The following is a 20,488-nucleotide window of genomic DNA, read 5'->3' as shown; positions in this document are numbered from 1 at the left end:
CGCAATCGCGATGGACCCGATCTGTCGGGCCGTCTTGTCATCTCGGAAAACAGGGGAACGCAAAATGAAAAAAACGGCATTGCTCGTGAGTCTGGCGGTTCTGGGCATCGGTGCGGCGCACGCCGCCGATCCGGCAAAAATCAACTGGGGTAAGATCCCTGCGGTGACCGTGCCGCTGTTCTTCCCCGGCCAGTCGTCCTACGAATGGCTGCGCAGCGAGGCGCACGAAGGGGCCGTCAAGGAGGTCGTGCGCGGCGATTCCTGTACCTCGTGTCACGACGAGGAAGACGCCGAGAAGGACATCGGCGAGGAGATCGTCAAGGGCGGCCGGCTCGAGCCCCGCCCGGTGAAGGGCAAGTCCGGCTACAAGGCCCTGAAGGTGCAGGCCGCGTACGACGCGAAGAATGCCTACCTGCGATTCCAGTGGAAGACCGACAACGCCTATCCGGGCAGCGAGCACCAGTACCTGCGCTTCGACGGCAAGGAGTGGAAGGTGTTCGGCTATCCGAAGCTCGACAAGCCGGTGCAGGACGGACAGGAAATGGGCATCTACGAAGACCGCATGTCGATCATGATCGACGACGGCAAGGTGCTGGGCTTCGCGAACCAGGGCTGCTGGCTCACCTGCCACGACGGCCAGCGCGACATGGCCAAGCAATTCACCAAGGACGAGGTCGCCGGCAACGCGCTGCTGCAGGCGATCAAGAAGCGCGACGTGCGCAAGTACCTGCCCGACACCCGTACCGACCCGTCCGACTGGAAGACCGGCAAGAGCGTCGAGGACATCGCCAAGATCAAGGCGGCGGGCGGCTTCGTGGACCTGATCCAGTGGCGCGCGCACCGCAGCAACCCGGTCGGCATGACCGACGACGGCTACGTGCTGGAATTCCGCCTCAGCGATTCCGGCAAGGACATGTTCGGCGGCAATGCGGATGCGAAGACGCATCAGCCGAAGTTCATGTGGGACGCCAGCAAGGTCGGCTACAAGTCGATCACCGTCGACCAGCTGCGCAAGGGCGACCACTATCTCATCCGCGAGCAGAACGCCGTGCCCTTCGATCCGAACGCCGGCTGGAAGGAAGGCGACATGATCCCCGACTACATCGTCAGTCGCGCCGACGCCAAGGGGTCGGCCGCCGACAACAACGCCATCGCGAGCTGGAAGGACGGCATGTGGGCGGTCGTCATGGTCCGTCCGCTCGGTCTCGCCAATGACGACGATAAAGCCCTGAAGGCCGGAGGTGTATACAATGTCGGCTTCGCTGTGCATGATGACAACATCACTACGCGCGGCCACCAGGTGTCGTTCGTCAAGACGATCGGGTTCGGCTCCAAGGCCGACATCAAGGCGGTGAAGTTGCCGTAACGCAGCCTCTGCGGCCGACGCCCCCTGCAAGCCGGGGGGCCGTGCAGCTAATCGGCGCCGCGCACGTCGCGGCGTTTTCATGGACCCTTGCGGAAGCTCGCCCATGCGCCTGAAACGATTCGCTTTCCGTGTCCCTTTCAGTGTCCCGTTCCGTGTCGCATGCCGTCTCGATTTGCGTGCGGCGACGACCGCCGTCCTGGCCCTCCTGCTCGTCGGTCTCGGCGGGCCCGCCGTCGCCGCCGCCCCCGGGCTGGACAACGCGAAGTGCCTGAGTTGTCACGGCGCCGGCAGGGCCGCGATAGCGGTGCCCGGCGCAGACGGCGAATCCCGCGAACTCCATGCCGTGCCGGCCGATGCATTCGCGAGCGGCGCGCACGCGAAGATGGACTGTGTCGCGTGTCACACCGAGATCAGCGACAACGCCGAGACCGACAACGCCCACCGCAGGGATCCGGCGCAGAAGGTGAAGGATTGCGCGTCCTGTCACGAAGAACTGTGGGAGCGTGCCAAGCAGCAGGGGGCCGCAAAGGACAAGCCGCGCCTCGGCGTGGTCGTCGACAACATCGCCGCGTACAAGGAGTCCTTCCACGCACGCAAGAACGCCGACGACCCCACACGGCCGAACGCGAGCTGTGACGAATGTCACAGCAGCCATAGTTTCAATGTCCCGCCCAAGGACTCGCCGCAGTATGCCGAGTGGCGCCTGGGGGTGCCCGAGACCTGTGGCAAGAGCTGCCACGAGGAATCGCTCGAAACCTTCACCGAATCGATCCACGGCGAGGCGATCTTCCAGAAGAAGGACGCCAAGGCGGCCGTGTGCAGCGACTGTCACAGCGCCCACGCCGTCGGCAACACCTCGCTCGCCCCGTTCAAGCTTGCCGTGACGGCCGAATGCGGCAACTGTCACGAGGAAAATTTCAAGTCCTACAAGGCGACCTACCACGGCCAGATCAACACACTGGGCTACGCCTATACCGCCAAGTGTTTCGACTGCCATGGCAGCCACGACGTGCTGGCGGTCAAGAACCCGGACGCCAAGGTGCATCCGGACAACCGGATGAAGACCTGCAAGGAATGCCACAACGGCAAGAAGGACCTGCCCGAGGCGCCGCCGGGTTTCGCCAGCTACCAGCCGCACGGCCACACGGGCGACTTCGAGCGCTACCCGCAGATGTGGCTCGCGAACCAGCTGATGGTGCAGCTGCTGGTCGGCACCTTCGGCTTCTTCTGGCTGCACACGCTGCTGTGGTTCTGGCGCGAACTGCGCGACCGCCAGCAGGGCAAGGTGCGCCCGCACGTGCGCGCCGACGCACCGGGCCTGGCTGGTGACAGTCACGCGGGCAAGCACTTCCGCCGCTTTAGCGCGACCTGGCGCGCTGCGCACCTCATCTTCGCGCTAAGCCTGATGATCCTGACGCTGACGGGCCTGCCGCTCTTCTATCCGGACGCCCCCTGGGCCGCGCCGCTCATGAAGGGGCTGGGTGGACCGCAGGTCGCGGGGACGATCCATCGCATCAACGCGGTGATCTTCGCTGCCGTGTTCTTCTGGCACCTCGCCTACGTCGCCCTGCGGCTCGCGCGCGACTGGAAGGAGTTCCGCATCTTCGGCCCCACCTCGCTGGTGCCGGGCCTGCAGGACGGCAAGGACTTCCTCGCGATGCTGAAGTGGTTCTTCGGCAAGGGCGAGCGTCCCGTGTTCGACCGCTGGACCTACTGGGAGAAGTTCGACTACTGGGCGCCGTTCTGGGGGGTGACCATCATCGGCGTGAGCGGACTGCTGATGTGGGCCTCGACAATCACGGCCACCTTCCTGCCGGGCTGGGTGTTCAACGTCGCGGCGATCTTCCACAGCGAGGAAGCCTTCCTGGCGGTGGTGTTCCTGTTCACCGTGCATTTCTTCAACAACCACTTCCGTCCCGACAAGTTCCCGCTGGAAGTCGTGATGTTCACGGGCTCGATGTCGGTCGAGGAGTACCGCCGCGAGCACGCGCTGGAATACGAGCGCCTGATGAAGAGCGGCGAGCTGGAGAAGTACATCGTGGATGCGCCCTCGCGCCCGATGGCGCTGGGGTCGAAGATCCTCGGCTTCACGCTGATCGCCGCCGGACTGACGCTGCTGACGCTGGTCGCGATCGGTTTCTTCGGCTCGCACTGACGGCAGGCGGGGGCCGCAAAGCAACAGGGCCGGATGTCCGGCCCTGTTCGTTTCGTCGCGCCGCCGCGTCAGTGCGTGCAGCGGCGCGAAAAGCCGCGGGGCTTATTCCTCGTCGATCACCGCCGACGTATACACGTTCTGCACGTCGTCGAGCGAGTCGAGCACATCGAGCAGCTTCTGCATGCGCACCGCCTCGTCGCCTTCGAGTTCGGTCTCGTTCAGCGGCTTCATCGTGACTTCGCCGAATTCGGCCTTGAAGCCGGCTTTCTCGAGCGCTTCCTTCACGGTGGAGAACTCGTACGGTGCCGTGACGACTTCGATTGAGCCGTCGTCGTTGGGGATCACGTCCTCGGCACCGGCTTCGAGCGCGGCTTCCATCAGCGCGTCCTCGTTCGTGCCCGGGGCGAACATCAGCTGGCCACAGTGCTTGAACTGGAACGCCACGCAGCCGTCGGTGCCCATGTTGCCGCCGTACTTGGAGAAGGCGTGGCGCACGTCGGCGACGGTGCGGGTCTTGTTGTCGGTGAGACAGTCGACCATCACCGCGGCGCCGGCGATGCCGTAGCCTTCGTAACGCGCTTCCTCGTAGCTCACGCCTTCGAGTTCGCCGGTGCCGCGCTTGATCGCGCGGTCGATGTTCTCGCCCGGCATGTTCTGCGTCTTCGCGTTATCGACGGCGAGGCGCAGGCGCGGGTTGAAGTTCGGGTCGCCCCCGCCCATGCGCGCGGCGACGGTGATTTCCTTGATCAGCTTGGTGAAGACCTTGCCCCGCTTCGCGTCCTGACGGCCCTTGCGGTGCTGGATGTTGGCCCATTTGGAATGACCAGCCATAAAAAACCTCGAATCCTGCCGGGTGGCGTTGAAAGAACTGAACCGCGCGCATTATACAGGGGTGCCGCACCCATCTTCACTGCCGCCGATCCGCCCACAAGTCGGCCGGCTCTGGTAGATTCCCGTCATTATTTTGCGACTGCGCATGCCGGAGGACCGGCGTGGCGAATGGGGGAGACGATGCGGCGTAGGCTCTTGCTGGGCGCGGTACTCGCGCAATTGTGCGTGGGGGGCGGGGCGCAGGCCCAGGAGCGGACGAGCTACCACGGCTGCACCGACGCCGACGGCCGCACCGTGGCCGCAGTGAGCGATCCCGCACTCGATCGCGTGGTCGCGAGCCGTCCGGGGGGCGCCCCCGAGCTCCGCTACAACGAGGCGGTGCTGCCGCGCCTGACGGCGGAGTCGCGCCTGTTCCTGTTCGCACACGAATGCGCCCGCCACAACCTCGGTTTGCCGGTCGATGGCGCTCGCACGGCGGCCGATGCGCGGCGCGCGGACTGCCACGGGCTCGACTCGCTGCTGCGTTCCGGGCTGCTCGATGCGGCGCGCATCGACGCGCTCGAACGCGACCTGCAGTTTTCCGCCGACGAGTGGGAGCGCATCCCGGGGCCGCCGCGGACTTTCGCGCTGCGCGCGTGCACGGCAGACAGCGCGGCCAAGGGCCTGCTCACGCGGCCGACGCCGGCACAGCCCGAATGGAATGCCTGTGTGCGCGGCTGCGGGGAGCGGCTGCGGGCCTGTGCCCCGCACAGCGTCGCGTGCGACGACGCCTACGAGCGCTGCGTGACCCTGTGCGATTTCCGCTCGCCGCCGTGACGGACGCCCGTCGCGCCGCTGCTACACTGAATCCGACACAAACGAACAAGAGAGGCATTCCGACATGGCCGAGCCGCTGCTGATTGCAAAGAACGCCCACAAGGACATCACCCTGCTGCCCCGCCTCGCCAACCGCCACGGCCTGATCACCGGGGCGACCGGTACCGGCAAGACCGTGACGTTGCAGAAGATGGCCGAGGCCTTCGCGTCGATCGGCGTGCCGGTGTTCGTGGCCGACGTGAAGGGCGACCTGTCGGGCGCCGGCGCGGCCGGCGTCGCGTCCGACAAGCTCATGCAGCGCCTCGCCGCGCTGGGCATCACCGAATACGCGCCGCGTGCGAACGCGGTGGTGTTCTGGGACGTGTTCGGCGAACTCGGGCATCCCGTGCGCGCGACGATCTCCGACATGGGGCCGCTGCTCATCGCGCGCCTGCTGAACCTCAACGAGACGCAGGCGGGCGTGCTGCAGCTGGTGTTCAAGATCGCCGACGACAACGGCCTGCTGCTCCTCGACCTGAAGGACCTGCGCGCGATGATCCAGTACGTGGGCGACAACGCGAAGTCGTTCACGACGGAGTACGGCAACGTCTCGGCCGCCTCGATCGGCGCTATCCAGCGCGGCCTGCTCGCGCTCGAACAGGAAGGCGGCGACAGCTTCTTCGGCGAGCCGATGCTGGACCTCGCCGACCTGATCCAGACCGACAACGAGGGCCGCGGCGTGATCAACATCCTCGCCGCGGAAAAGCTCTACCACTCGCCCAAGCTGTATTCGACCTTCCTGCTGTGGATGCTGGCGGAGCTGTTCGAACAGCTCCCCGAAGTCGGCGACCTGGACAAGCCCAAGCTCGTGTTCTTCTTCGACGAGGCGCATCTGCTGTTCAACGACGCGCCCAAGGCATTGGTCGAGAAGGTCGAGCAGGTCGTGCGCCTGATCCGCTCGAAGGGTGTCGGCGTGTACTTCGTGACGCAGAACCCGCTCGACGTGCCCGAGACGGTGCTCGGTCAGCTCGGCAACCGCGTGCAGCACGCGCTGCGCGCCTTCACGCCGCGCGACCAGAAGGCGGTGAAGGCCGCCGCCGACACGATGCGCGCGAACCCGTCCTTCGACGCGGCGACCGCGATCACCGAACTGGGCGTGGGCGAGGCGCTGGTGTCCTTCCTCGACGACAAGGGACGCCCGGAGGTCGTCGAGCGCGCCTCCGTGATCGCGCCCGCGTCGCGCCTCGGCCCGCTGACGGCTGACGAGCGCAAGGCCGCGATCCAGGGCTCGGTGCTGTACGGCCATTACGAGAAGCTGCTCGATCGCGAGTCGGCCTACGAGATGCTGCGCGCGCAGGCGGGGGGCGCCGCGGCCGGGGCTTCCGGCGGGGCTTCTGCCGGTGCGCCTGCAGGGCAGGGGGCTGGCGCGGGGCAGGACGGCGGCGGCGCCTTGGGCGGCATGGGCGACATCCTGTTCGGTTCGACCGGACCGCGCGGCGGCAAGCGCGAGGGTCTGGTCGAGATCGCCGCGAAGACCGTCGTGCGCACGATCGGCAGTTCGGTCGGGCGCGAGATCGTGCGCGGGCTGCTCGGTTCGCTGCTGGGCGGACGCCGCCGATGAGGCGCCGAAACTGAGCGGATGAGCCTCGCCTCGAATCGCGCCGGGCTGCTGTTTGCGACGCTCGGTGCGATCGGATTCTCGTTCAAGGCGATCTTCGTCAAGCTCGCGTACCGCTACGGCGTGGACGCGGAGACCCTGCTCGCGCTGCGCATGGGCCTGTCGCTGCCCTTCTTCGTCGTGATGGGCCTGGTCGCCGACGCGCGCGCCGCGCACCGCCTGGACGGGCGCGAGTGGCTGTGGATGGTCGCGCTGGGTTTTTCCGGCTACTACCTTTCGAGCTACCTCGATTTCCTCGGCCTGCGCTACATCACCGCCGCGCTCGAGCGCCTGATCCTGTTCCTGTATCCAACGCTCGTGATCCTCCTGTCGGCGCTCTTCCTCGCAAAGCCGATCGGCCGGCGCACGCTGGCGGCGTTGGCGCTGTGCTATTGCGGCATCGGGCTGGCGGTGGGGCACGACCTGCGCATCGCCGGCGAGGCGCGGGACGTGGCAATCGGCGGTGCGCTGGTGTTCGCGAGCGCGCTGTCCTATGCGCTGTACCTGATGGGCAACGGTCAGGTCGTCGGCCGGCTCGGTGCGATGCGCGTGACCGCGTTCGCGACGAGCGTCGCGTGCGTGCTGTGCATCGGCCAGTTCTTCGTGCTGCGGCCGGTGTCCGCGCTCGATCTGCCGTGGCAGGTGTACGCGCTCGGCGCCGCGATGGCGTTGCTGTCGACGGTCGCGCCGGTGTGGCTGGTGTCGGAGGCGATCCGCCGCCTCGGTGCCGGGCCGGTGTCGCTGATGGGCACGCTGGGCCCGGTCGTGACGATCTTCCTCGGTTGGCTGCTGCTCGACGAGGCGCTTGGCGTCGCGCAGCTCGCCGGCGCCGCCCTCGTGATCGCCGGCGTGCTGGTGATGGCGCGGCGCTGACGGCAGGTTCGCGGCAACTCGCGGCGAACAGCGGCGGTCCAAGCGGATGTCACCATCCGCGCGAGGTTTCGCCATGACGCCAGAATCCGTCGAGTCACTGATCGCCGAGATCGAAGCCGAGGATCACATCGATTTCGGCGACCTCGCCATCGGCGAGCACGAGGCACGCAGCCTGATGGCGCGCCATTTCTGCGACATCGACCACAAGCTCGCCGACCACGGCATGAGTGCGGAGGCCCGGCTGGAGGTCATGGCCGCGATCGCGGCGCACACGATGGTCGAGAATCTCGTGCTGCACTTGGGGCGTCTGCGCGGCGCCATGGCGAAGCGCGACTTCCACGCCTGGATGCACCGTCACGGCATGGGGTGAGCGGTCGTCCGCCGTTCAGCCAAGGAGCTGCGGGAGGGCGATCGCGCCGCCCCACAGCAGCAGCGCGGCACCCAGCGGCGCGCTGAGGCGGCGGCCCCAGCTGAGGTTCTTCTCGATCGCCATCACGGCGCCGAGCGCGAGCATCCAGCCCATGCTGCCGGTGCCGACTGCGAACATCAGCAGCATCAGCGCCCAGCAGCAGCCGACGCAGAACAGGCCGTGGTGTGCGCCGATCGCCAGCGACTGGAGCGCGGGGCTGCCGCCGCGCCAGTGCTGGATGACGAAACCGACCGGCGCACGACAACGCTCGAGGCAGCGGTGCTTGAGGTCCGAGAACTGGAAGGCGCCCGCCAGCAGCAGCGGCGCGGCGCCGAACACCCAAGGGTTGGCCTGCAGCCACGCGAGGCGCTCGAAGGCCTCGTGCAGCCCGAAATCGAAGAGATGCATCACCACGCCGGCGACGAGCCACACGCCGAGGTAGCTGACGATCACGAGCGCGAGCAGGCGGCGGCGGTCGTCGCGCAGCGCGGTCATGCGGCGGAAGGCGTCGAGCAGCGGCAGGGTCGTCGGCAGCATCATCGCGATCGTCATCAGCAGCCAGCCGCCGACGTACAGGGCCGACTGCGCCAGCACCGCATCGACCGTCGCGGCGTGCGCGAGGCCGCCGAGTTCGGCATGGTTGAGGTAGCGGCCGTAGGGCGATCGCTCCCACAGCCACAAGGCGGCCCATGCCGCGAGCACGAGCGCTCCCAGCGTGACGGCGAACGTGTCGCGCCGGGAGATCGCGCGCAGCGGAGCTTGCGCCGCGGCCATGGACTGTGTCTGCCTGTCGGGTGTTGCCGGTGTCTAGGCCTGGAAGCAGAACGCGCCTTGCACCGAGTTGTAGCCGCTCAGGTTGACGTTGATGCCGAGCGGCTCCGACTGTGCACGGTAGAGCGGCGCGCGGCCGATGTAGGCGGGCGAGCCCGGAATCGTCGAGAAGATCGTGTCGCTCATCACGGTCGCCCGGCCGTCGGGCCCGCGCGCGCATTCGAGGTCGGCTGCGACGGTGTTGCCGATGCGCAGCCGCCCGGAGCCTTCCTTGACGTCGAACTCGATCCCGACGCGTTCCACGCCGACCACCTCGCCGACCAGTTGCGCTAGGTCCGCGACCGGCCCGCCGAGCTTGCCGGTGAACACCGCCAGCAACGCTTCTTCCTGTTCTTTGCTGGCGTGCTCGTCGACGAACGCGAGGGCGCGCCAGTTGCCCTTCAGCACGTTGCCGGGAATGTGCGCCAGCATGCCGAAGGTGAGCCCCGACACATCGGTGCCGCCGACCTCGCCCTTGTCGATGTGCCACGCGAGCGTGCCGTCGCAGGTGCCGCCATCGGGATCGTCACCGATCCAACACGGACAGATCGCCTTGCAGGTACACACTTCCAGAAGTCGTCCTTCGATCCGGTAGGCCATGTCTGTTCTCCTTCTTGACTGGTTGGCCAGCGGGCGGGTCGGGTGCAGACAGTCCCGTCGACCGGAAAAGGCGGTCGGCGGAGGGCGCGGATACCGCCCCGTCGGGGTAGTGAGATTGCGTCTCACTCTACATATATAGTCGTCGCTGGAGCCTCGTCAATGACGTCCGGCAGCCTAGGCTGGGCGCTGCCGTGCATTGCCCCGAGCCTTCCGGCGCCGGCCCGGCGCACGGAGATGCTCGGCGCGCTGTTCGGAAACCTCGGTACCTACGGCGAGTCGCTGGTTTCGGTGCAGGGAACCGTTCAGCCAGTCCGGGCAGCAGGACATCGAACGGGGTGGGCGAACGCTCGAGCTGAGGCGCGCCGCGCGAACACGGGCACCCCCGCCCACGCAGCGGGGGGTGCCCGTCGTTTCAGACGAGCTTGAGGCGCTCGCAGATGGCCGTCGTGAGGCTGGCCTGGTTCATGCTGTAGAAGTGCAGGCCGGGCGCGCCGTTCGCGAGCAGGCGCTCGCACAGCGCGGTCACCACGTCGAGGCCGAATGCGCGGATCGACTCCGTGTCGTCGCCGTAGGACTCGAACTTGCGGCGCATCCAGCGCGGGATCTCGGCGCCGCATGCGTCGGAGAAGCGCGCGAGCTTGTGGAAACTCGCGATCGGCATGACCCCGGGCACGATGGGCGTGTCCAGCCCCATTGCGCGCACCGCATCGACGTAGTGCAGGTAGGCCTCCGCATTGTAGAAATATTGCGTGATCGCCGAGTCCGCGCCGGCCTCGACCTTGCGCTTGAATGCCCGCAGATCGTCCTGCGGGCTCCGCGCCTGCGGGTGCCATTCCGGGTAGGCCGCGACCTCGATGCGGAAGCGGTCGCCGGTCTCGGCGCGGATGAATTCCACCAGCTCGTTCGCGTAACGGAACTCGCCGGGGTCGCCCACGCCGGAGGGCAGGTCGCCGCGCAACGCGACGATGCGGCGGATACCGGCGGCCGTGTAGTCGTCGAGGATCTCGCGGATGCCGGCGCGCGTCGAGCCGATGCACGACAGGTGCGGTGCGGCTTCGAAGCCCTGCGCGGCGATCTCCTTGACCGTCGCGAAGGTGCGCTCGCGCGTCGAGCCGCCGGCGCCGTAGGTCACCGAGAAGAACGCCGGCGTCAGGCGTGCGAGCTTGTCGCGCGTCGCGCGCAGCTTGTCGTCGCCCTCGGGCGTCTGGGGCGGGAAGAACTCGATCGAAACTTCAGGTTTGGCCATGGCGCGCTCCGATCAGTAGCGGTAGTGGGTGGCCTTGTACGGGCCCTGCTTGGACACGCCGATGTAGGCAGCCTGCGCGTCGGTGAGCTCGGTGAGCTGCGCGTTGAGCTTCTTCAGCTGCAGGCGCGCGACCTTCTCGTCGAGGTGCTTGGGCAGCGTGTACACGCCGACGGGGTAGTCCGCGGTGCGCGTGTACAGCTCGATCTGCGCGATCGTCTGGTTCGCGAACGACGAGCTCATCACGTAGGACGGATGGCCGGTGGCGCAGCCGAGGTTCACGAGGCGACCCTTGGCGAGCAGGATGATGCGCTTGCCGTCCGGAAAGATCACATGGTCGACCTGCGGCTTGATCTCTTCCCACTGGTACTTCTCGATCGACGCGACGTCGATCTCGTTGTCGAAGTGGCCGATGTTGCACACGATGGCCTGGTCCTTCATCTTCGCCATGTGATCGTGCGTGATCACGTGGTAGTTGCCGGTGCAGGTGACGAAGATGTCGGCCTTGTCCGCCGCGTATTCCATCGTCACGACGCGGTAGCCTTCCATCGCGGCCTGCAGCGCGCAGATCGGGTCGATCTCGGTGACCCACACCTGGGCGGAGAGCGCGCGCAGCGCCTGCGCCGAGCCCTTGCCGACGTCGCCATAGCCGGCGACCACCGCGACCTTGCCCGCGATCATCACGTCGGTCGCGCGCTTGATGCCGTCGACGAGCGACTCGCGGCAGCCGTACAGGTTGTCGAACTTGGACTTGGTGACCGAGTCGTTGACGTTGATCGCCGGGAATTTCAGTTCGCCGCGCTCATGCATCTGGTACAGGCGATGCACGCCGGTCGTGGTCTCCTCGGTGACGCCCTTCACCTGCGCGAGGCGGGTCGAGTACCAGGTCGGGTCCTGCGCGAGTTTGGCGCGGATCGCGGCGAAGAGGATGGACTCCTCTTCCGAGCCCGGCTTCGCCAGCACCGAGATGTCCTTCTCGGCGCGCGCGCCCAGATGCAGCAGCAGCGTCGCGTCGCCGCCGTCGTCGAGGATCATGTTTGAATAGATCTTTTCACCGCCCGCCGCCGGCCACTCGAAGATGCGGTGCGTGTAGTCCCAGTAGTCGGCGAGCGACTCGCCCTTCACCGCGAAGACCGGGATGCCTTCGGCCGCGATCGCGGCGGCGGCATGGTCCTGGGTCGAGAAGATGTTGCACGAGGCCCAGCGCACTGCGGCGCCGAGCGCGGTCAGCGTCTCGATCAGCACCGCGGTCTGGATCGTCATGTGCAGCGAGCCGGTGATGCGCGCGCCCTTGAGCGGCTGCGCGGCCGCGAATTCCTCGCGGATCGCCATCAGGCCGGGCATCTCGGTTTCCGCGATGCGGATTTCCTTGCGGCCCCAGTCGGCGAGCTTGAGGTCGGCAACGACGCAGTCGGTGAAGTTTTCAGCCACAGTGTTCATGTGAACTCCTGAACGTGTGGCCGGGAAGGGGTGCTGCGGGTGAGCTCACCTCGTCACCCCGTGCCCGGCACGGGTTAAGGTGAGCGCAGTTCCGGATAGCCGAGCCTGGGACGAAAGTCTCGCAGCGCTCCTCGGCAAGGGCGGATTATAGCGTAGGAGTTCCCGGATGCCGCAAGGCGCCGGCGGCAACGTGGATCAGCTGCCCTGCAGCGAGTCGATCAGGCCGAAGAGGCGCTTGTAGAAGTCCGGGTCGGAAATCGTTTCCTCGCCGACCTTGATCAGCGCCTCCTTGTCGGCGGTCCACGGCAGCGAGATCGAGCCGATGCCCGCGACGCCGACGCCGGCGCTGGTCGCTGCGGACTTCAGCTCGTAGCGCGTCTGCAGCGCGTTCGCGTAGATCGCGGTGCCGACGTTGCTCGGCAGGCACACCAGCGTGATGTTGAGCGTCATGCCGTAGTCGGTCTTCGGCAGGAAGTACTTCTCGCCGCGGATGCGCGTCGCGTTGGATGCGTCGACCTGGTAGCCCTGGCTCAGCAGCGCGCGCTTGCCGACCTCGCAGGCCGCGTCGGGGTCGCGCGTGCTCCACGTGACGAAGGGCGATTCGGCGGCGAAGGTCTCGCTGCGATAGGCGGGCGGCGGCGCGGACGCGCAGCCGGCGAGCAGCAGCCCGGACAGCAACAGCACATGGGCGCGACGCGCGAGATGCAACATGGGGGGAAATCCGGAGTGGAGGTGCAAGACCGGATATTAGAGCATCCGGGCGCGTCGCGGTTCAGCACCCCGGCCGTGTCGAGGCCCTGCGCCCGGCGTTGCGGCGCGAGTGAGCGCGTGCGTTGTATCGGCTTCCGTCGGCAAGGCGGAGGCGCTTTTCGTGGTGCCGCGAGGATGTAAGTAAATTTATTTGTTGCAATGTGGGCCAATGCAGTCCACAGTGCGCAGCAGCGATTTTCAAGTAGCACAGTTGTTGTTTGGTCCGGTATCTGCTGTTGCGGTATTCCTCACCTCTTCACCCTGCCGTCTTGACATTCGCCCTCGCCTTAGGGCAATTCAATTTATTTTCAGGAAATACAAGACATGGCAAACGGTACTGTGAAGTGGTTCAATGACTCCAAGGGCTTCGGTTTCATCACCCCGGAAAGCGGCGGCGACGATCTGTTCGCGCATTTCTCCGCGATTCAGGGTTCGGGTTTCAAGACCCTGGCCGAAGGTCAGCGCGTCACTTTCGACGTGACGACCGGCCCCAAGGGCCAGCAGGCGTCGAACATCCGCGCGGCTGACTAAGCCCGCGCCGGCGCGGCAGCAGTGCCGCGCCTCCGGTCCCAGGCGGGGCCGGTAACCGGAATCCGTTCCGGAACGCATCCCCGAAAGGCCTGGCACAAGCCCGGCCTTTTCTTTTTTCGCCTTTCCCAGGAGAAGACGTCATCGCCAAGGAAGAACTGATCGAAATGGGTGGAGTGGTAGTCGAAGTGCTGCCTGATGCCCGATTCCGTGTGACGCTGGACAATGGTCACAATCTCGTTGCGTACTCTGCCGGCAAGATGCGCAAGCACCACATCCGCATCCTGTGCGGAGACAAGGTTTCGCTGGAACTGTCGCCCTACGACCTGAGCAAGGGGCGCATCACCTTCCGCCACATCGAAGGCCGCGGTCCGGTGAGCCCGCAGCAGCGGCGCCGCCGCTGATTTTTTCCCCTGCCTGGAACAATTCCCGTCCGTCGGATGTTTGACTGAGACGTGGGCCGCTCTGGCGACCACGGCTTTCTCCGACAGCGAGGATTTTCCATGAGCAGACGATTTCCATTGCTGGCCGGCGCCCTGCTTTGCGCCGCAGCCTCCGCATCCGCGGTCGAACCCGCCCCCAACGGCATCACCCTGCCGGACGGCTACCGCGAGTGGCAGGTGCTCGCGGTCCACCACCGCTCCGACAACAACACGCTGCGCGCGGTGCTCGGCAACGACGCGGCCGCGAAGGCGGCGCGCGAGGGGCGGACCAATCCGTGGCCCGACGGTGCGATCCTCGGCAAGCTGGTGTGGAAGGCGGTCAAGCACGACCGCTGGGACACGGCACTCGCGCCGGGCGATTTCGTCCATGCCGAATTCATGGTCAAGGACAGCGCGAAATACGCCGCGACCGGTGGCTGGGGCTTTGCGCGCTGGCTCGGCAAGGCACAGAAGCCTTACGGCGCGGACGCGAACTTCGTGCAGGAGTGTTTCGGCTGCCACCAGCCGGTGAAGGACAGGGACTTCGTGTTCACGCATCCGGCCGAACTGCCTTAAGGCACGGCGGCCAATTAGATGGCTTGCGGGCGTAGGGGTTATCCGCGCGCGGTTCATCACGCGTCCGCAGGCGTCTCGAAGCATGCAATTGCCGGCAGCGAACGATATGAGAATCGGCCCGAACGCCACGGGGCAGTCCGTTCAGCTGGCCGCAAGGCCATGCCGATGGGCATAGGCATGCAACTCCAGCCGGTTGACCAACCCCAGCTTGGCGTAAATCGACGTCAGGTGATTGCGCAGGGTGTTTTCGCTGATGTGCAGGCGTTCGGCGATCTGGAGCGGTGTTGCTGAGGCGTCACGTGCCACTTCCGCCACAGTCAGGCGCTCCTTGCGCGTCAACAGCCCGATCCTCGCCGTCTCCGGGCCCGGTTGCGACTCCGCTTTCTTCCTGCGCGCCAGCTCCAGGAATATGCGCCCCGCGGCCATCCGGTCGACCCAGACTTCACCGCCGTGAACGCACTCGATTGCCTTCAGCAGCGTCTCCACCGGCTCCGTCTTGCGCACAATCCCGCATGCCCCCGCCAGCACCGCCGCGTCGTGCAGGGCCACATCGTGCTCGGAAGTCAAGGCCAGGATCCGGCTGCGCGTGCAGGTATGTATCCCTGCCACCGCCGCCAAGCCAGCCTCCCCGTCGATGTCCACGATCACCACATCGTGGGTACCCGCATTCAGCAGCGCCGTTGCCTCCGCCACACTCTTCGCCACGCCCCCAGGGCGCATCAACGGCGCGCGCCCTGCCACAAGCTGTTCGAGCCCCCACGCCACGAGCGGGAACTCGCTCATCACCATGACGCAAATGGGCGTAGCGGCCTCCCTGAGATTCACGACCGCACCTCGATTCTTGGGTTGTTATTTTTGAGAGCCCAATTCTAGGACCATTCTCCTATTTTTGGGGCTGTCGGCCAGTTAAGAATGACTAGAAAATTGGGCGCTTTCTCTCGTGCCCCCCAAGCGCCATGCGCCTAGATTACGCGTATGGAAAATGAACTTCGCTCCGAAGTCCGAGAACGGATCGCGCTCCCGATCAGTGCAGAGGACGGTGTTGGCGGTGCCACCCGCGACATCAGCGCCTCGGGCCTGTTCTTCGAGCTCAACAGCGACGCGCCTCTTGGCAGCGAAATCGACTTCACCGTCGAACTGACCCTTGCCGACCGCACGTTCGAGCTGAAGGGGCACGGGGACATCGTGCGGATCGAAAAACACGCCGGCCGCACCGGCTTGGCAGTACGCATCCAGGCCTCGCGACTCGTGGCCGGCAACTAACACCGCAAAGGGGACAATCATGGCCGACACCTATCTCACCGGCACCGGCAGTAGCGACAATCTGAACGGCGGTAGCGGTGCCGACACCCTGTATGGCGGCAGCGGCAATGACACGCTGAGCGGTGGCGCGGGTGCCGATCTGCTCGACGGCGGCGCCGACAACGACAAGCTCGTCGGGGGATCGGGCAACGATACACTGCTTGGCGGAACGGGAAACGATACCCTGGTCGGTGGCAGCGGCAATGACATTCTCGATGGCCAAGCGGGCAGCGATTCGCTCAACGGGGATTCGGGCAACGACACCCTGATCTTCACGCTCAACGACGGCGGCATCAAGGCGGTGGATATCTATACCGGCGGCTCCGGTGTGGACACCCTGCGGCTTGAAATGACCACGCAGCAGTACCTGGCTAACGCTCTTGGCATTCAAGCGGAGCTGGCGCGCTTCATTCAACACATGTCGACCGTCGCGCGTGACCCTGTCACGGGGGAAGTCGCCAATGGGGCAGCCCAAGACTTTACCTTCAAATTCACGGATGGCAGCACCCTCAAGGTTCAGATGACGGAAAAGCTGGAGGTCAAGATCGGACTAACCGTCATTGATCTGCACAAGCCCTTCACCCTGTCTGGAACAACCGCCGCAACGGGAGTGGACGGTCACGAGGACGAACCCTACACCGTGACGATGAATCAACTGCTGGACGGCTTCCATGACCTTGACGGCGACACGCTGAACGTTTCGGGTCTGACGAGCAGCAACGGAACGGTCACTGACAACCATGATGGCACCTACACCATCACACCGAGCCAGAACTACAATGGCCCGGTCACCCTCAGCTACAACGTTGTCGATGGCAACGGTGGCAGCACGGCTGCGTCTCTTAAGTACAATTTGGCAGTCGTCGATGATGCAGCCAGCGGCACGCTCGGCGTGAGCGGCACGGCCGCGGAAGGCGCCACGCTCAGCGCGGACATCGCCGGTCTCGCCGACGTCGATGGCGGCATCCAGGACGTGGCCTACCAGTGGCAGATCAGCACCAACGGTGTGGACTTCACCGACATCGCCGGCGCCACCGGCGCCGATCTGGTCATCCCCGATGACCAGAGCTATGTCGACCAGTACGTGCGCCTGAACGCCACCACCACGGATGCCTACGGCGGCACCACCGGCTTCACCAGCGATGCGCAGCAGGTGGCCAACGTCGAGGACGAGGCCAGCGGCACGCTCGGCGTGAGCGGCACGGCCGCGGAAGGCGCCACGCTCAGCGCGGACATCGCCGGTCTCGCCGACGTCGATGGCGGCATCCAGGACGTGGCCTACCAGTGGCAGATCAGCGCCAACGGTGTGGACTTCACCGACATCGCCGGCGCCACCGGCGCCGATCTGGTCATCCCCGATGACCAGAGCTATGTCGACCAGTACGTGCGCCTGAACGCCACCACCACGGATGCCTACGGCGGCACCACCGGTTTCACCAGCGATGCGCAGCAGGTGGCCAACGTCAACGATGCCCCGATTCTTATCGCTACGGCCTCTCCGTCCTTGTCCAATGTCGCCGAGGATGCCGGCGCGCCGTCAGGCACCGTTGGAACGCTGGTTTCGACACTGGTCAACCTCAATCCGCCACCTGGGGGGCTCGACAACGTGACAGATGCGGACGGCAGCGTCACCGGGATTGCGGTCTCTGGTGCAAATTCAAGCAACGGCACGTGGTGGTATTCAACCAACAATGGTGGAACTTGGACGCAGATAGGTGCCGTGGCGGACACCTCAGCACTGCTGCTTGCGGCCGATGCGAACACGCGCATCTACTTCCAGGGCAATTCGAACTACAACGGCACGATCACTGATTCGCTCACGTTCCGCGCCTGGGATCAGACCAGCGGCACGGCCGGCACAAAGGTGGACACTTCGACCAATGGCGGATCAAGTGCATTTTCGAGTGCGACCGACACGGCGGCCATCACGGTCACCGCGGACAACGACGCCCCGGCCGCAGCTGCTGACAAACTGATTGTCACAACCAACACGATTGCCACCCTCTCTGCCAGTGTGCTCTTGGGCAACGACAAGGATATTGATGGTGCGGCACTCTTCATCACGGGCGTGGGGGGCGCCAGCGGCATTTCCAGCCTGACCTTGAATCCCGACGGCACGATCAGCTTCACGACCGGCAACACTGCTGGCAGCTTCCAGTACACCGTAGCAGACGGGGCCGGGGGGAGTACTACCGCGACGGTGACCATTGATGTGCGCTCTGTTTCTAACGGGAACACCGCAGACACCGTCGACCTTTCGTTGGTCGGCAACTATCAGGCGTCGTACATTGACGGAAAAAATGGCGCCGACTCCCTTACCGGCGCCATGGGCGGCGATATCCTGATCGGCGGTGCGGGCAATAGCGCGGACACTCTCATCGGTAGCGACGGAAACGATCTGCTCGTCGGTGGCGACGGCAACGACGCTCTGTCCGGCGGGGCGGGCAATGACATTCTTCGTGGCGGGCTAGGCAACGGGGATTCAATGGATGGTGGCAGCGGTAGCGAAGACCTGCTCGATTATTCCAACGGCACCTCTGCTATCAATTTCACCTTGGTGCAAAGCTCCAATTCGATGTTGATCGCCAATGGCACCGGCGGCCTCGGCAATAACGACACATACGCCAACATGGAGGGCGTGATCGGAACGGGCAACTCCGACACGATCACCGGCAGTTCGTCCAACGACATCATCCGCGGCGGCGGCGGCAACGATACGCTCGACGGTGCCGGTGGGAACGACCTGCTCGATTTCTCAGATGCGACGGGATCGATCAGTTTTGCGCTGGTTCAAGGTTCTTCGGCTACGCCTTTCAGCGCGACGGGGCTTGGGACCGACTCCTATAAGAACTTCGAGGGCATCATCGGCACCGCGTTCGCCGATACGCTCACCGGGTCAAGTTCGGCGGACGAGCTTCGCGGGGGTGGTGGAAATGACACGATTGCCGGCGGTGACGGCAACGATCGCCTCGTCGGTGGGGATGGAGCCGACATCCTCACGGGCGGCAGCGGCAGCGACACCTTTGTATTCAACACCGCGCCGAATGCAGTGGAGACGATCACCGACTTTAACGCGTCCGGAGTCGCCGGTAGCGGGGACATGCTCGAACTCGCTTTGAGTGCCTTTTCGGCGCTCTCAAGCGGTTCAACGTTGGCGGCCTCCGCATTCGCAACAAGTAACGGTAGCGGAGCCGGAGACACGGTCGACAGCAGCGTTCACGTCATCTACGACAACGCCACCGGACAGCTTTACTACGATGACAACGGCGGCGACGCGGCGGGGCGGACGCTCTTTGCAACCATTAACCTGTCCAACCCGTCCGACGTCTTCGACAACAATGACATCCTAGTCCTCTGACGGGTGGGGATATGAAAGACCGGCCGCCGGCTTAAGCAGCATGCAAGCCGCCGACGGCCGAATTTCGATGATTGTTTCTCGTTGCCGCGCAACTCCGCAGTCCCGTGTCGCAACGGTAAGAACTGGGCGAGTCGGATGCCACGGCGGAACGCCGGGACGGCCTGGCAGCCGTCCCGGCCCGCAGGCTTACAGCCCGGCGTCGGCGCGCAGTGCGGCGGCCTTGTCGGTGTTCTCCCACGCGAACTCCGGCTCGTCACGGCCGAAGTGGCCGTAGGCGGCGGTCTTGCCGTAGATCGGGCGCAGCAGGTTGAGGCCCTGGATGATCGCCTTCGGGCGCAGGTCGAAGTGGCGCTGGATCAGCTCGACGATCTTCTCGTCGGCGATCCTGCCCGTGCCGAAGGTCTCGACCATCATCGACACCGGCTTGGCGACGCCGATCGCGTACGCGACCTGCACCTCGCAGCGCTCGGCGAGTCCGGCCGCGACGATGTTCTTCGCGACCCAGCGGCCGGCGTAGGCGGCCGAGCGGTCGACCTTCGACGGATCCTTGCCCGAGAACGCGCCGCCACCGTGGTGGGCTGCGCCGCCGTAGGTGTCGACGATGATCTTGCGCCCGGTGAGGCCGCAGTCGCCGTGCGGGCCGCCGATGACGAAGCGGCCGGTCGGGTTGATCAGGTAGCGCACCTCGCCCTGCATCAATTCCTTCGGCAGAACCGGCTTGATGATCTCCTCGATCACGGCCTCGGCGATCTGCGCATGCGAGACCTCCGGGCTGTGCTGCGTGGACACCACGACGGTGTCGATCGCGACCGGCTTGCCGTCGACGTATTTCACCGTCAGCTGGCTCTTCGCGTCCGGGCGCAGCCACGGCAGGCGGCCGTCCTTGCGCAGCTCGGCCTGGCGCTGCATCACGCGGTGCGCGTAGTAGATCGGCAGCGGCATCAGGCTGGGCGTCTCGCTGCACGCGTAGCCGAACATCAGACCCTGGTCGCCGGCGCCCTGATCGAGGTCCAGGCCTTCGCCTTCATTCACGCCCTGTGCGATGTCCGCGGACTGGCGGTTGATCGCGGCGAGCACCGCGCAGCTCTTGTAGTCGAAACCGATGTCGGAGTTGTCGTAGCCGATGCGGCGGATGACTTCCTGCGCGATCTCGCGGTAGTTCGGGTGGGCGGTGGTGGTGATCTCGCCCGAGATCACGACGAGACCGGTCGACACCAGCGTCTCGCACGCGACGCGCGCCTTCGGGTCTTCGGCGAGGATCGCGTCGAGGACGCCGTCGGAGACCTGGTCGGCGACCTTGTCCGGATGACCTTCCGAGACCGATTCCGAGGTGAAGAGGAATTCCCTGCTCATGCACTGCTCCTGAAAACAAA

General features: G+C 65.7%; 19 protein-coding genes and 1 riboswitch. Of the genes, 11 read left to right on the top strand and 8 right to left on the bottom strand.

From position 1 onward, the window contains the following. Positions 1-64 precede the first annotated feature (64 nt). Entirely contained in the window at positions 65-1,366 is a 1,302-nt protein-coding gene (locus GPA27_RS19990; RefSeq protein WP_169142243.1) for an ethylbenzene dehydrogenase-related protein, read from the top strand. Positions 1,367-1,469: 103 nt separating this feature from the next. Next, a complete protein-coding gene (locus GPA27_RS19985) occupies positions 1,470-3,521 on the top strand; it encodes a cytochrome C (RefSeq protein WP_246261285.1) in 2,052 nt (683 codons plus the stop codon). A gap of 102 nt (positions 3,522-3,623) precedes the next feature. Here GPA27_RS19985 and GPA27_RS19980 read toward each other — a convergent pair whose 3' ends face one another. Continuing rightward, positions 3,624-4,352: a YebC/PmpR family DNA-binding transcriptional regulator gene (locus GPA27_RS19980; protein ID WP_169142242.1), complete on the bottom strand. Its 729-nt coding sequence runs from the start codon at positions 4,350-4,352 to the stop codon at positions 3,624-3,626. Between the two features lie 180 nt (positions 4,353-4,532). On the opposite strand from GPA27_RS19980, the gene GPA27_RS19975 reads away from it, so the two are divergent. The 4 genes from GPA27_RS19975 to GPA27_RS19960 all read left to right on the top strand — a co-directional run bounded on the left by GPA27_RS19975 (position 4,533) and on the right by GPA27_RS19960 (position 8,047). Next, positions 4,533-5,168, top strand: coding sequence for a hypothetical protein (locus GPA27_RS19975; protein ID WP_169142241.1), 636 nt, complete (start codon positions 4,533-4,535; stop codon positions 5,166-5,168). Between the two features lie 64 nt (positions 5,169-5,232). Beyond that, positions 5,233-6,768, top strand: a complete 1,536-nt coding sequence (locus tag GPA27_RS19970) for a helicase HerA-like domain-containing protein (RefSeq protein WP_169142240.1) — start codon at positions 5,233-5,235, stop codon at positions 6,766-6,768. An 18-nt stretch (positions 6,769-6,786) separates the two neighbouring features. After that, entirely contained in the window at positions 6,787-7,677 is an 891-nt protein-coding gene (locus GPA27_RS19965; protein WP_169142239.1) for a DMT family transporter, read from the top strand. A gap of 73 nt (positions 7,678-7,750) precedes the next feature. Next, the gene (locus tag GPA27_RS19960) at positions 7,751-8,047 is read left to right on the top strand and encodes a hypothetical protein (protein WP_169142238.1); all 297 of its coding nucleotides are present in this window, start codon (positions 7,751-7,753) and stop codon (positions 8,045-8,047) included. A gap of 15 nt (positions 8,048-8,062) precedes the next feature. Here the strand turns inward: GPA27_RS19960 and GPA27_RS19955 are convergent, their stop codons facing one another. The 5 genes from GPA27_RS19955 to GPA27_RS19935 all read right to left on the bottom strand — a co-directional run bounded on the left by GPA27_RS19955 (position 8,063) and on the right by GPA27_RS19935 (position 12,890). Then, positions 8,063-8,860: a DUF2182 domain-containing protein gene (locus tag GPA27_RS19955; RefSeq protein WP_211165127.1), complete on the bottom strand. Its 798-nt coding sequence runs from the start codon at positions 8,858-8,860 to the stop codon at positions 8,063-8,065. Between the two features lie 33 nt (positions 8,861-8,893). Next, entirely contained in the window at positions 8,894-9,496 is a 603-nt protein-coding gene (locus tag GPA27_RS19950; protein WP_169142237.1) for a DUF1326 domain-containing protein, read from the bottom strand. Between the two features lie 412 nt (positions 9,497-9,908). After that, entirely contained in the window at positions 9,909-10,742 is an 834-nt protein-coding gene (gene metF / locus GPA27_RS19945; RefSeq protein ID WP_169142236.1) for a methylenetetrahydrofolate reductase [NAD(P)H], read from the bottom strand. Between the two features lie 12 nt (positions 10,743-10,754). Beyond that, positions 10,755-12,179: an adenosylhomocysteinase gene (ahcY, locus tag GPA27_RS19940; RefSeq protein WP_169142235.1), complete on the bottom strand. Its 1,425-nt coding sequence runs from the start codon at positions 12,177-12,179 to the stop codon at positions 10,755-10,757. A gap of 74 nt (positions 12,180-12,253) precedes the next feature. Next, a riboswitch (S-adenosyl-L-homocysteine riboswitch) is annotated at positions 12,254-12,318 on the bottom strand. A gap of 56 nt (positions 12,319-12,374) precedes the next feature. Continuing rightward, entirely contained in the window at positions 12,375-12,890 is a 516-nt protein-coding gene (locus GPA27_RS19935; protein WP_169142234.1) for a DUF2242 domain-containing protein, read from the bottom strand. Positions 12,891-13,253: 363 nt separating this feature from the next. On the opposite strand from GPA27_RS19935, the gene GPA27_RS19930 reads away from it, so the two are divergent. The 3 genes from GPA27_RS19930 (at position 13,254) to GPA27_RS19920 (ending at position 14,455) form a co-directional block, all read left to right on the top strand. Further along, positions 13,254-13,460 carry a cold-shock protein gene (locus tag GPA27_RS19930; protein ID WP_076603485.1) on the top strand — a complete coding sequence of 69 codons (207 nt, stop codon included), beginning with the start codon at positions 13,254-13,256 and terminating at the stop codon, positions 13,458-13,460. A gap of 140 nt (positions 13,461-13,600) precedes the next feature. After that, positions 13,601-13,861, top strand: coding sequence for a translation initiation factor IF-1 (gene infA, locus GPA27_RS19925; RefSeq protein WP_050414410.1), 261 nt, complete (start codon positions 13,601-13,603; stop codon positions 13,859-13,861). A gap of 99 nt (positions 13,862-13,960) precedes the next feature. Next, entirely contained in the window at positions 13,961-14,455 is a 495-nt protein-coding gene (locus GPA27_RS19920) for a cytochrome P460 family protein (protein ID WP_169142233.1), read from the top strand. Positions 14,456-14,596: 141 nt separating this feature from the next. On the opposite strand, the gene GPA27_RS19915 is transcribed toward GPA27_RS19920, so the two are convergent. Next, entirely contained in the window at positions 14,597-15,244 is a 648-nt protein-coding gene (locus GPA27_RS19915; protein WP_169142252.1) for a response regulator transcription factor, read from the bottom strand. Between the two features lie 186 nt (positions 15,245-15,430). Here GPA27_RS19915 and GPA27_RS19910 point away from each other — a divergent pair, with 186 nt between their 5' ends. Continuing rightward, positions 15,431-15,718, top strand: a complete 288-nt coding sequence (locus GPA27_RS19910; RefSeq protein ID WP_169142232.1) for a PilZ domain-containing protein — start codon at positions 15,431-15,433, stop codon at positions 15,716-15,718. A 19-nt stretch (positions 15,719-15,737) separates the two neighbouring features. Then, entirely contained in the window at positions 15,738-19,115 is a 3,378-nt protein-coding gene (locus tag GPA27_RS19905) for a beta strand repeat-containing protein (protein WP_169142231.1), read from the top strand. 186 nt (positions 19,116-19,301) lie between these two features. Here the strand turns inward: GPA27_RS19905 and metK are convergent, their stop codons facing one another. Beyond that, a complete protein-coding gene (gene metK, locus GPA27_RS19900) occupies positions 19,302-20,468 on the bottom strand; it encodes a methionine adenosyltransferase (protein WP_169142230.1) in 1,167 nt (388 codons plus the stop codon). Positions 20,469-20,488 lie beyond the last annotated feature (20 nt).

The sequence above is a fragment of the Aromatoleum toluolicum genome (genome assembly GCF_012911005.2).
Classification (GTDB): Bacteria; Pseudomonadota; Gammaproteobacteria; order Burkholderiales; family Rhodocyclaceae; genus Aromatoleum; species Aromatoleum toluolicum.
This window is presented reverse-complemented; position numbering and strand designations above follow the sequence as displayed.